At 44.1% G+C, this 12,929-nt stretch carries 11 protein-coding genes and 1 pseudogene; 1 reads left to right on the top strand and 11 read right to left on the bottom strand.

The window, feature by feature from the left end:
• Positions 1-11 precede the first annotated feature (11 nt).
• Positions 12-1,319, top strand: a complete 1,308-nt coding sequence (locus EYA81_RS15615; protein ID WP_119961673.1) for a phenylacetate--CoA ligase family protein — start codon at positions 12-14, stop codon at positions 1,317-1,319.
• Positions 1,320-1,865: 546 nt separating this feature from the next.
• Here EYA81_RS15615 and rplT read toward each other — a convergent pair.
• The 11 genes and pseudogenes from rplT to EYA81_RS15560 all read right to left on the bottom strand — a co-directional run.
• On the bottom strand, positions 1,866-2,216 hold the full coding sequence (gene rplT, locus EYA81_RS15610; RefSeq protein ID WP_004289896.1) for a 50S ribosomal protein L20: 351 nt from the start codon (positions 2,214-2,216) through the stop codon (positions 1,866-1,868).
• A gap of 100 nt (positions 2,217-2,316) precedes the next feature.
• Positions 2,317-2,514: a 50S ribosomal protein L35 gene (gene rpmI, locus EYA81_RS15605; protein ID WP_005827880.1), complete on the bottom strand. Its 198-nt coding sequence runs from the start codon at positions 2,512-2,514 to the stop codon at positions 2,317-2,319.
• 65 nt (positions 2,515-2,579) lie between these two features.
• Positions 2,580-3,182 (bottom strand): translation initiation factor IF-3, encoded by a 603-nt coding sequence (gene infC, locus EYA81_RS15600; protein ID WP_119961672.1) that lies wholly within the window; start codon positions 3,180-3,182, stop codon positions 2,580-2,582.
• Positions 3,183-3,303: 121 nt separating this feature from the next.
• Entirely contained in the window at positions 3,304-5,244 is a 1,941-nt protein-coding gene (gene thrS, locus EYA81_RS15595; RefSeq protein WP_005836068.1) for a threonine--tRNA ligase, read from the bottom strand.
• A gap of 79 nt (positions 5,245-5,323) precedes the next feature.
• Positions 5,324-7,384, bottom strand: a complete 2,061-nt coding sequence (locus EYA81_RS15590; RefSeq protein WP_131226022.1) for a tetratricopeptide repeat protein — start codon at positions 7,382-7,384, stop codon at positions 5,324-5,326.
• A gap of 116 nt (positions 7,385-7,500) precedes the next feature.
• A complete protein-coding gene (gene def / locus EYA81_RS15585; RefSeq protein ID WP_057256095.1) occupies positions 7,501-8,058 on the bottom strand; it encodes a peptide deformylase in 558 nt (185 codons plus the stop codon).
• A 43-nt stretch (positions 8,059-8,101) separates the two neighbouring features.
• A complete protein-coding gene (gene ruvX, locus EYA81_RS15580; RefSeq protein WP_005827870.1) occupies positions 8,102-8,527 on the bottom strand; it encodes a Holliday junction resolvase RuvX in 426 nt (141 codons plus the stop codon).
• Between the two features lie 116 nt (positions 8,528-8,643).
• Positions 8,644-9,396 carry a YjbH domain-containing protein gene (locus tag EYA81_RS15575; protein ID WP_057256766.1) on the bottom strand — a complete coding sequence of 251 codons (753 nt, stop codon included), beginning with the start codon at positions 9,394-9,396 and terminating at the stop codon, positions 8,644-8,646.
• Positions 9,397-9,523: 127 nt separating this feature from the next.
• A complete protein-coding gene (locus tag EYA81_RS15570) occupies positions 9,524-10,663 on the bottom strand; it encodes an OmpA family protein (RefSeq protein WP_005827866.1) in 1,140 nt (379 codons plus the stop codon).
• A 43-nt stretch (positions 10,664-10,706) separates the two neighbouring features.
• Positions 10,707-11,579 (bottom strand): DUF3869 domain-containing protein, encoded by an 873-nt coding sequence (locus EYA81_RS15565; RefSeq protein ID WP_131226021.1) that lies wholly within the window; start codon positions 11,577-11,579, stop codon positions 10,707-10,709.
• A gap of 13 nt (positions 11,580-11,592) precedes the next feature.
• Positions 11,593-12,576, bottom strand: a pseudogene (locus tag EYA81_RS15560) (hypothetical protein); the annotation flags it as partial.
• Between the last annotated feature and the right edge of the window lie 353 nt (positions 12,577-12,929).

Raw genomic sequence — 12,929 nt, 5'->3', positions numbered from 1 at the left:
TTCAACATACCATGAATAACAAATACTGGGAAGAAGAGATTGAAACGATGCCCCGTGAGCAGTTGCGCGAACTACAACTGCAACGGTTAAAAAAGACTGTCAGCATTGCCGCCAACTCTCCCTACTATAAAAAAGTATTCCAAGAGCATGGCATCACTGCCGGCAGCATCCGGTCTATAGAAGACATACGTAAGATACCGTTTACCACCAAGGCTGATATGCGCGCCAATTATCCTTTTGGATTAGTAGCAGGCGATATGCGTGAGGACGGAGTACGTATCCATTCTTCCAGTGGCACTACGGGCACGCCGACGGTCATCGTACACTCCCAACACGATTTGGACTCTTGGGCAAACTTAGTGGCACGCTGCCTCTATATGGTAGGCATCCGTAAGACGGATGTTTTCCAAAACAGCTCCGGCTACGGTATGTTCACCGGAGGACTGGGCTTTCAGTATGGAGCCGAACGTCTGGGTGCACTGACTGTTCCTGCCGCTGCCGGCAACAGCAAGCGCCAGATTAAGTTCATCACCGATTTCAAGACTACTGCCCTACATGCCATTCCCAGCTATGCCATCCGTCTGGCCGAAGTATTCCAGGAAGAAGGTATAGACCCTACCAGTACAAGCTTGAAAACGCTTGTTATCGGTGCCGAACCCCACACAGACGAGCAACGTAGAAAGATTGAGCGCATGCTTGGTGTCAAAGCCTACAACAGCTTCGGTATGACTGAAATGAACGGTCCCGGCGTAGCCTTCGAATGTACCGAACAAGACGGCATGCACTTCTGGGAAGATTGCTACCTGGTCGAAATCATTAATCCAGAAACCGGCGAACCCGTACCGGAAGGTGAAATCGGCGAACTGGTACTGACAACCTTAGACAGAGAAATGATGCCGCTTATCCGTTATCGCACGCGCGACCTTACCCGCATTCTGCCTGGCAAGTGCCCTTGCGGACGTACCCACATCCGTATAGACCGCATCAAAGGCCGTAGTGACGACATGTTCATCATCAAGGGAGTCAACATCTTCCCCATGCAGGTGGAAAAGGTACTGGTACAATTCCCCGAATTGGGCAGTAATTACCTCATCACACTTGAAACGGTTAATAATCAAGATGAAATGATTGTAGAAGTTGAACTCAGCGACCTCTCTACCGATAACTATATCGAGCTGGAGAAGATTCGCAAAGCAATCACCCGTCAGTTGAAAGACGAGATTCTAGTAACCCCGAAATTGCGGTTGGTGAAGAAAGGCTCCCTACCGCAGAGCGAAGGAAAAGCCGTCAGGGTAAAAGACCTGAGGAACAACAAATAAACCGTAAAAACCTCTGTTCAAAACAGACCATCTGTTCCTGTTCACCCTATACAGATGGTCTGTTTTGTATAAACGTATCATCTATCTTCCCTTGATACATCATCTGTTTCAGCATCACGTATCATTTGTTTCACAATCACCCACATCCGCATAAAAAGAAAGAGGAACGGGTTATCCAGACAGATTACCGTTCCTCTTTTATAGAAAGCCGCACCGATGATGTGATGAAACTCCGTATGACATGATTTGAGTGCTCCTCCTCTTTGTAATCCACCGACTCAAGAGTTACCCCGAAGGGCGTGGCCCGCCATTGAGAAGCGAAGCTTGTCTCGGTATTTCATAAAAATTGATGAGTTTCCCGATCCAATCAATGCGGCTATTTTTTCTATAACAAAGGTAATGAGTTTCTATGAAAGAAACAAGTAAAATCAGCAAATTGTTTCAAGCCCTTTTAATGTTTTAACCCCTCCCAAGACTATCAGAAAACAAAAAGTGCTGACTACCAAAAGAGTAATCAGCACCTCGTAGTTTATCTGCTAACTGTTTTTATGCAGCCTTTGCTTTAGCAACGATAGCCTTGAAAGCTTCCGGATGGTTCATCGCTAAATCAGCCAACACCTTGCGGTTGATTTCGATACCGGCTTTGTGCAAAGCGCCCATCAGCTTAGAGTAAGACATACCTTCCAGACGAGCGGCAGCATTGATACGCTGAATCCACAAAGCACGGAAGTTTCTCTTCTTGTTCTTACGGTCACGGAACGCATAAGTCAAACCTTTCTCCCAAGTATTCTTGGCAACGGTCCAAACGTTCTTTCTTGCACCAAAGTAACCTCTGGTCAATTTCAAAATTTTCTTTCTTCTTGCTTTAGAAGCAACATGATTTACTGATCTTGGCATAGTTTTACTTGTTTTTGAATGTTAGCGCCGTTACTTCACGCAGCGGACTTAAAGCTAATGCATTCGGTTAATAACTTTAATACTTTTGTACGCTTTTCAATTACTTCATTGCTAAAAGCTCTTTCACCTGGCTTACATCTGTTGTACTTACAAGTGTAGAGTAGCACAAGTTTCTTTTCTGCTTCTTAGTCTTCTTAGTCAGGATGTGACTATGAAAAGCGTGCTTTCTTTTGATTTTACCTGTTCCGGTAAGAGTAAATCTCTTTTTAGAACCGGAGTTAGTCTTCATCTTTGGCATCTTTTTTAACTTTTTAATTATTAAATTATATGGCAACGCACTATACCTATGGCGTTACTCATTCTTTATTCTCCTTCGGTTTCAGCCGACGCGGCCTTTGGCGCATCTTCTGCAGGCTTGGGAGCCACGTTCTTCTTCGATGCCGCCGCTTTCTTCGGAGAGAGCTGGATTGTCATTCTCTTTCCTTCCAGAACCGGCATCTGGTCTACCTTCGCATAATCTTCCAAGTCATTGGCAAAACGGAGCAGCAGCACTTCTCCTTGCTCTTTGAACAAGATAGAACGACCTTTAAAGAATACGTAGGCTTTCACCTTATCGCCATCTTCCAAAAAGCCTTTGGCATGCTTCAACTTGAAATTATAGTCATGGTCATCAGTCTGAGGTCCAAAACGTATTTCCTTCACGTTTACCTTCACCTGCTTTGCCTTTTGCTCTTTCTGACGCTTCTTTAACTGATAAAGAAATTTAGAATAATCAATAATACGACAAACAGGGGGTTGTGCATTTGGAGAAATCTCCACGAGATCCGCTTCATGTTCTTCAGCAAGTCTTAAAGCCTGCGCTATCGGATACACTTTTGGTTCTACTTCATCGCCCACTATGCGGACTTCTTTGGCCCGGATTTGTTCGTTAATCCGATGTTGCCCTTTTAAGCTGTCATTCTTCATTAAATAACGTTTACTTCCAGTTTGTTTCTTATTTACTATTCCCAAATTAATGTTTTATGTTAAGTAAAAGCGATCTTTAGAACATCTAATATATGCTATGCTTCTACAATTGGGCGCAAAGTTACCATTTATTTATCATATTCTGAACTTCTTCGTTCATTTTTTTGGCAAATTCTTCAAATTTCATGGTTCCCTTATCACCTTCTCCCTGCTTGCGGACAGCAACTTCCTTGTTTTCAGCCTCCTTTTCACCTACAACCAGCATGTACGGAATACGCTTCATCTCATTGTCACGAATCTTACGACCAATCTTTTCATTGCGTTCATCCACAATGGCACGGATGTCATATCGCTTCAAGTATTGTTTCACTTCATGCGCATAGTCGTTGAACTTCTCGCTGATAGGCAGAATAGCGACCTGATCAGGAGTCAGCCACAACGGGAATTTACCAGCTGTATGCTCAATAAGCACAGCCACGAAACGTTCCATGGAGCCGAACGGAGCACGGTGAACCATTACGGGACGGTGCTTCTGATTGTCGGCACCGGTATATTCCAGTTGGAAACGTTCCGGCAGGTTGTAGTCCACCTGGATGGTACCCAGCTGCCAACGGCGACCAATGGCATCCTTCACCATGAAATCCAGTTTAGGACCATAGAAAGCAGCTTCTCCATATTCTATTTTTGCCTTCAACCCCTTTTCTTCACAAGCTTCGATAATGGCACGTTCTGCTTTTTCCCAGTTCTCGTCACTACCGATATATTTTTCGCGGTTCACCTTGTCGCGCAAGGAAATCTGTGCCTCGAAGTTCTCGAAGTCCATAGATTCGAACACGATGGAGATAATGTCCATTACACGGAGGAACTCATCCTTCACCTGGTCCGGACGACAGAAGATGTGCGCATCATCCTGCGTAAAGCTACGTACACGTGTCAGCCCGTGCAGCTCACCACTCTGCTCGTAACGGCAAACCGTACCGAACTCTGCCAAACGCAAAGGCAGGTCTTTGTAAGAACGGGGTGAGTTCTTGTAAATCATACAGTGGTGAGGGCAGTTCATCGGTTTCAAGAAGTACTCTTCCCCTTCTTCCGGTGTATGTATGGGCTGAAAGGAGTCCTTACCATATTTTGCATAGTGTCCGGAAGTGATGTAAAGCAATTTGTTGCCGATGGGCGGACACATTACTTCCTGATAATCGTAACGGGCCTGGATGCGACGTAAGAAGTCCTGCAAGCGGATACGCAGTGCAGTACCTTTGGGCAGCCACATCGGGAGTCCCTTACCTACGGTGTCGGAGAACATGAACAAGTCCATCTCCTTACCGATTTTACGGTGATCGCGCTTCTTTGCCTCTTCCAGCAGAACAAGATACTCATCCAGCATCTTCTTCTTCGGGAAGGTGATACCATAGATACGGGTCATCATCTTACGGTCTTCTTGTCCACGCCAATAAGCACCGGCGACGGAAGTCAGCTTAATAGCCTTGATAGGAGCTGTGGTCATCAAGTGAGGGCCACGGCACAAATCAGTAAATGCACCCTGCGTATAAGTTGTGATGTGACCGTCTTCCAATTCGGAAATCAGCTCGCATTTATAAGTTTCTCCACGGTCACCAAACATCTTCAAAGCATCTGCCTTGGCAATGTCTTGTCTGACAACCGCTTCTTTCTTAGCCACCAGTTCAGCCATCTTTTTCTCAATGGCCGGCAGGTCAGCTTCCTTGATAGTCGTTTCACCCGGGTCCACATCATAGTAGAAACCGTTTTCGATAGCAGGACCTATACCGAACTGGATGCCCGGATAGAGTTCCTGCAAAGCTTCGGCCAGCAGGTGGGCACTGGTATGCCAAAAGGCATGCTTACCCTGCTCATCCTCCCATTTATAAAGAACCACTTCAGCGTCTTGCATGATAGGACGCCCCAAATCATAAATTTCTCCGTTCACGCCACAAGCCAGCACGTCTTGTGCCAATCGCGAACTGATGCTTTCTGCAATCTGCAGTCCCGTTACTCCTTCGTTATATTCACGAACAGAGCCGTCTGGAAATGTTATCTTTATCATAGTTTATATGTATATTTCATTTTTCAGAACGCAAAAATAGCTAATTCTTTTTGATATTCTATTTTTTAGCAAAAAAATGTTATTCCCGTGTATCTGTAAACCTCTTTATGATATTATAGGCCGACACAATGCCCAACTCTCCGGCTTTACTCAAATCGGCAATACCTTGTTTGTTATTCCCCAGGAAGATGTGCGTCAACCCACGGTTAAAGTATGCTTCAGCAAAATCGGGGCTCAGCTCAATCGCCTTGTCATAATCCGCCAAGGCGGCACGGTAATCCTTCAGCAACGAAGACACATTGCCACGGTTATAATAGCCATAAACAAAATCAGGAGCCAATTGGATAACGTGGTCCAGGTCATTCTTCACAACTTCATAATCGATGGCCGTCACTTCAGGCTTCTTCATTTCCGTTGTACCCGAAGTGGCGCCTTCACTCATTGTGGCTTCGGCCTTTTTATATTCCAGTTGCTTATAACGCACCAAAGCACGCATAAAGTATGCCGGAAAGAAAGTGTCGTCCAACAAGATACTCTTTGTAAAGTCATCTATGGAACTGGCAAAATCCTGAACCAGATAGAAGTCCAGACCTCTCATGAAACGTTTCTTGGCGTTCTTCTCGTCAGCCACCACATCAGACGTATGAGCGTCTATCAAAGCAAAGTGGAAGCGTACTTGTTCCTCCGTCAGCGGAGCTTCCATATTGGTGATGCGCAGTGGCTTCGGGAACAGTTTCGAATGGTTCAGTTCCTCAATATACTTATGATAATGTACGATACGCTTCACATCGCTCAGTTTCTCATAATAAGTCAAAGCATACATCGGCTCAAGCTTGATGGTCACATTCCGGTCTTGTACACGTCCACGATAATCGCTCTTATAACGCTGGTCAACTTCCGAATCGTCCGCTATTACAATTTTCCGATAATTTTCCATATTCTTGTCGGATTTCTTACGGGTCTTCCCGCCATCTCCATTGGAGTTCCCCGAAGAATTATCCGCAACATCCTTACTGTCGTCACCTTCCTTTTTGTCACCAGAAGAAACACCGTTACGCTTGTCTATCTGCATCTTCATGATTTTGAACTCATCCTGCTCGGCTCCTTTATGGTCGCCAATCTTTTTACGGGCTTCGGCACGCTGATAATAGCCGGCCATAAAGTTAGGATATTCTGCAATCACTTTGGAATAGTCACTGATAGCTCCCCGGTAATCCCCCGTCTGCGCACGTAACAAACCACGATTGAAGGTGGCCATCATGTTATCCGGTTCCATCTTCAACACAAAATCAAAATCCTCTATTGCCCGGTTGTCATCGCCCACCTGGGCACGCAGCAAACCGCGGTTGTAATGCCCGAGAAAATTATTCGGATCAATATCCAAAGCCAAATCATAATCACTCATGGCACCTCTCAAATTATTCTGATGGAAACGCGCCAAGGCACGGTTGATATAGTTACCGGCATTCTTTGCACTCAGATGGATAGACTGGTCCAAATCAGCTTCAGCCTCTTTATACTTCCCCTGCTGGAGGCGTACAATAGCTCTTGCCCCCCATCCATCCGGGTCATAACGGTCCATATCGATGGCTTTGTCAAAATCACGCAAAGCTTGTATCGTATCGTTCTGTTTCAGGGAGACTTCCCCGCGCATCAGATAGGCACGTGTATATCTGGGGACAATTGTCAGAAGCGTACCCAAATCTTCCTTAGCCGCCTCATAATCTTCTTTCTGAATATGGCAAAGGGAAAGATTATGCCAAAGCACCACATTCTCCGGATCGTATTTGATAGCGGTTTTATAATCTTCAATCGCCTCGTCAAACTTGTTCTGACGGATACGTGCCAATCCTCTGATCTGGTAAGCACCTACCACAAAAGGATTTCTTTGAATCGCAGCATCACAATCACTCTCCGCTCCCTGATAGTCATCCAAATTGATTTTTGCCAGTCCACGGAAGAAATAAGGCTCATATAAATAAGGTTTCGCGTTGATTACCTGATTAAAATATTGGATAGAAAGCACGTAATCCTCAAAATACAATGCATTCCGAGCAATGGTCATCACCCGTTCCGTATTGATTTGCGCATACAACAATGTGGGTAACAGCAAAATAGCTGTCAGTATTTTTCTTATCATCTTGTTTTATAAATGCTTGTAAACGAAACAAAAGTAACGTTTTTCGTTTACTTGTCGGGATTAGCGGAACACTTTTTATATTTTTTGAGCCTTTTATACCATATTATATGGTTGACTTATTTCTTTACGGTTTTCACCTTATAAGTGCAGTGTGCCTTGCCCTTCAACATGGCATTCAGTTTTCCTTTAATCATCTGCTTGCGCAACGGAGACAAATGGTCGATGAACATCTTTCCTTCCAGATGGTCGAACTCGTGCTGCATCACGCGTGCCAGGTAGCCTTCGATAATCTCATCGTGCGGTTCCAGATTCTCGTCCAGGTACTGCACATGTATTTTGTTGCCACGCTTCACCGACTCATGAATACCGGGAAGGCTCAAGCACCCCTCGTCCATAGAAACCTCCTCACCGGACACCTCCAAAATATGGGCATTGATATACGCCTTGCGGAAATCTTTATATTCTGGCATATCTTCGGAAAGTACATCCAAATCGATTACCACCACGCGGATGGGAAGCCCAATCTGCGGTGCTGCAAGTCCTACGCCTTCGGCATGGTCCATCGTTTCAAACATATTCTCGATAAGCTCTTTCAAATTCGGATAGTCCGGGGCAATATCCTCTGCTACCTTTCTCAATACGGGCTGACCGTACACATAAATGGGTAAAATCATTTCCTTTACTACAAATTACTAATTACAAATTATTTTCTATACATTATAAAAAGGAGAAACGTTTGTTCTCCAAATAAGTTTGCAGAATAATAGTTGCACTGATTTCATCCACCAGTGCTTTATTTTGGCGGTCTTTCTTTTTCAATCCAGCCTCAAGCATCGTCCGATGAGCCAGAACAGAAGTAAAACGCTCGTCTACATATTCAACCGGCATGTCAGGCAGTTTCTTCTTCAGCGAACGGACAAAAGGTTCGATATTCTTCATGTTTTCCGAAGCCTCATTATTCATCTGCTTAGGAAGGCCTACCAAGATACGCTCTACCGGCTCCTTAGCCACATAATCAAGAAGAAACTGCAACAATTGGTGTGTAGGCACAGTTGTCAGTCCATTCGCAATCATCTGCAATGTATCACTCACGGCTATTCCCGTACGTTTTCGACCGTAGTCTATGGCTATTATTCTACTCATAATGGGCTACAAAATTACGATTAAAATTTGAATTCCGCCGTTAATCTTACATATATAATACAGAAAAAAGGGATGTCTGATAGTATCAAACATCCCTCCGCTGATTTTTTCATTAATTATTTCAAATGAATTTTGTATGTCAGCCCTCCCGTGAAATATTTCATCCTCTGCATTTCGACCTGCACATGCAGATGCTTGAACAGCAGATAAGTGGCTCCCAAAGCAAAGTCCTTGGAGTCGTACTCCGCTATCACCCTCAACTGCGGATGGAAGGTGGGATTGTAGGTGACACCCAGTGCAAAGCCATTCAGTTTGTACTCCTTGCGGTTGTTGTAAAGGTAGGAAAGATGGACACCGATCTCCTCCTTACCCACAACGGGTATATGCTTGGAGGCGGCAATATAGAAACGGCTGTAATAGCCGTTACCTTCCGTGGTGCCTACCTGGCCGCCACCGGAGGAAGTGAACGGGTCGGACGTCCCCAGCACGACAGCCGGCATGTATTTCCAGAACTGCCCCTCCTTCAACACACGCAGACGGGCGGAAAAGTAGCGGTCCTGGTTCGTGAACCCGCTATACCCGTATGGCTTCAATCCCAACGCCTCCGCCTTGAAGAGCGTACACGTGTAGGCCACTTCCAGAAAGGGGAAGATGGTGACGTTCAGGAAATAGTTGTAGGTATGATAGTACCAGGTGGGCGGTGTGAGCTCCTTGTTCAGGAAGTTGCCGCCGACCATGAAAGTCTTGTCGCGCTGCATCTCCGCAGAGGGCGCATGCAACAGCCCGGTTGTACCATACGTCAACTGGGAAAAGGCCGAAAGGGAAAGGCTGCAAAACAGAACGATAAAGAATAGCTTAAACTTCATCATCACATATAAATTCAGTCGCTGATAAAAAATGGGTTGCTTTATAACGTGCATCGGACATAGTACCAAAAAAAGGCGTCTGAGTCCCAGACGCCTTCATTTTTAGAGTCTATTTGTCACTTGGAGTGTATTATTCCAGGATAACTACGCGGTTCAGGAAGTTCTTGCCGAACATGTTTTCAGTACCACCGAATCCTACGAGTTCAAGCTGGTCCTTGTCAACACCCTGAGCAATCAAAGCGTCGTAAACAACCTGGGCACGCTTTTCGGACAGCTTCTGGTTCCAAGAAGCGCTACCGGTAGCCTTGTCTGCATAACCTGCAACTTTGTACTTCTTGTCCGGATTAGCCTTCAGAATCTTGGCAGCCAGTTCGATGTTAACCTTGCCATAGTCGTCCAGACGGGCGCTGCCAATCTTGAAGAAGATGGCACGCGGACCGGCAACTTCAACTTCCTTGGTCACTTCCTTAACTTCAGGTTTAGCGTTGGCCAGTGCATTCTTGCAGTTAGCCAGGTCAGCCTGAGCCTGAGCCAGTTCACTTCTATATCTGTTGATTTCCGCATTGACTGCGTCTTCGTCAATCTTAGAAACCGGAATAAACTTCTTACCGCCGAAGATGTAGCTAACACCTGCGGTCAGCATACCTGTACCTTCAGCCTTGCGATGGCTGCTGATATTACCGAAAATGGACGGAGCGATGGCACCGCGAGCTTCTACGTCAATGGCCCACTTGGTGTTGATATTGAACTTCAAGCCCAAACCGGCAGAAGCGCCGATACGTGCACGCATTTCTGCTTCACCGGCAGGAGCCATAGACTGCGAAGTACCATCAGCACTAATTGTAACATCCACATTTTGAGATTTTGCTACAGAAATTTGAGGTCCCAAGAAACCGTAAACTTCGAAGAAACGGTTAGGATTAGCACCGGCAAACAATGTAGAAAGATTGATCATTGCATCAATGTTACCACCTACATAAGTCTTGTTGTGTTCCCAGTATGCATCATCCAAACACAAATGCTGAGTAATACCGTTTACCTGAGCACGTACCCCCCAAGTCGGAGTAATCAGCTTACCAACTGACACGCTGAAATGCGGAGCAATCTTATTGAAACCGTCATTGTTGATGGCGTGGATACCACCACCTACACTGACAAAAATATTATCGCTCCATTTCGGAGTGTAGTAGTTCGTTTTTTCCTGTGCATTCAGATTTGCTGCACAAGCGCCTGCCAATAGTAAGGAGGCTATCATTAATTTACTTTTCATTTTCTCTTGAGTTTAAAGATTGATAACTACAACTGAAAATCAATTAGTCAGCAATTATAATACCACCACCGGCATTGCCTTCACCATGACCATGACCGTGGCTATGACCGTGACCAGGAATATCCTGATTTTCAGAGACACTCAATTTAGAAGTAGTATAATCATCAACCTTAATAGAACCCAAAGCATCAGCATCAGCCTTAGTCACAGCTTGTTTCACAACATTATACTCAGTCGTTACAATTGTATAAGTTATAGAAGCCGTTGTTCTTGAGTTAGCATAAACAGAATATTCACCATCTTTTGTTGATTCAATATGTTCCGTATAGGTATTTTCAAGCGTATTGAAGAAAGATTCAATAGCAGCACGTTCAATAAGATCGTCTGTGTTGATTTTTTTTGAACCTTCTACAATTTTGGCACCGCTCTTTTCTACATAAGTAAATGAAGGGATAGAATACCAATAAAGTTCATAATTATCCCACACTTTTTCTTTTGTTTTTTCATCTGTAGATGTAGTGGGTACTGCTACAATCTTAGTCTCAGCATCTTCTTCCTGAAGAATGATAGTCGGAGTCAGAGTAGCAAATTGCCCAGCTTGCAAAGCAGGAACCTTAACTGTAACAGTTGCACTCAAACCATTATAAGAAGCTGTAACATCAACACTCTTAGCAGCCAGAGTAGGATTACCAGTAAATGTCAACTCTGCAGGTGCGATAGTGGCTTGGCCAGTTACATCTGTAGTAACACCATCCTCTATAGCAAGCACAATCGGACTAATAACAGCTTGTGCATTAGTAGGAGTTACATTAACGTTGAACTCTTCCTTCTCACAAGAAGTTAAAGTTGTAGCTAAAGCTACTACGGCTAACGCAAATACTGCACTTATGCCGTTTAAGAATTTAATCTTTTTCATCTCAATTAATTAATTAAAAATTTAACAATTCTGACTTAATAAAATATGGGTTAAAACTATTTTCTTCCATTATATTGTCACTAACTTCCGCTTTATACTGTCTATAATAGTACCTTTCATTACCTGCATTATAAACAATGCCCATATTAGCAGAGGTATTCACACGAGGTATATATCCTTTCCTTTTATATTTATAAGGAGGTAATGCCACTTGAAATCGGAAGCCTCCATTCATCTTTGCATGTTCTGCTTTCATTGCATAGAAACCAATCGAACAATAGCGAAAATGACGAATCATTTCAAATTTAACACCTTTCTCCTTCAATAAATACTGTTCTGCTTTCAGATTAAACTGAGTGTTAAATTGCGGCCAATAAAAGCTACCGCCCAAAGACCAAGTAACAAGTGCTGTCGAAGGATCATATACATAGCGAAATCCGCTCCAATATCCCATTCCTGTATACCCAATCCGAGCCATTAAGGAAAAGCGTTCATCCTTAAAAGGGCGATAAAATTCGGCGTCCACTCCATATTGGTCAGCACTAAAACATCCCACAGTCACTTTACCAAACACATTATACGGTAATCTAAAACGCTGTGAAATTGTAATATGTCCTGGATGAACTTTATCTTCAAACCTTCCATACCCATCATTATAAACCGGTATTTTCAACTGTGCCGTTAATTTCATACCTTTCCATAACGAAACTTCTATCGCAGGACTCAAATCAAACAAGACCTGGTAAATCTGTGTAATCACCAGATTCTTGAAAGCTAATTGAGGATACACCAATACATCAATCTTGAACAAAGAACTATTTTTCAACTTTATTTTCCGTGCATTTTTCCAAGTATCACCCAATTCATAGCTTACATTCCAGTCATCACGTTCTGCTTGGAGCACCGAATCCCCCTTTATGGGATGATAATAAAGAGAAATCTGAGGTACATTATTGTCCAGAACTATTATCCGGCATGACTTTTCTTCCGGTACACCTGCTAATAAATGGGCTTTCTATCTAAAACACAGACAATCCTTGGCTTCTCTCTCTTTGTTTGTCTGCTGTTGCATAGGGGATTAATGACGCCTAACGGCCATGAACAACTCTGCTAATGGTCGTCAAGCGATTGCTTTATGGCCGTAAGCAGGGTTGTTCATGACTGTTAGGCGTCACTAACCCCAAGACTTTTCGGATGAAGTACGTAGCCTACATCTATTGTGGATAGGGCGCAAATGTATTGTACAACAACTTAAAGGACATTAGACGGCATTATTCATAGCCATGAGTTAGAAATCATCCGCTTGAATGGCTCACTCTACCGGTACCTTTCATAGTCCCTGCGGAATGA

The organism is Bacteroides sp. A1C1 (assembly GCF_004328515.1).
In the GTDB taxonomy this organism is placed as follows: Bacteria; Bacteroidota; Bacteroidia; order Bacteroidales; family Bacteroidaceae; genus Bacteroides; species Bacteroides uniformis.
The sequence above is the reverse complement of the archived record's forward strand: the minus strand, read 5'-3'. Positions and strand labels throughout refer to the sequence as shown.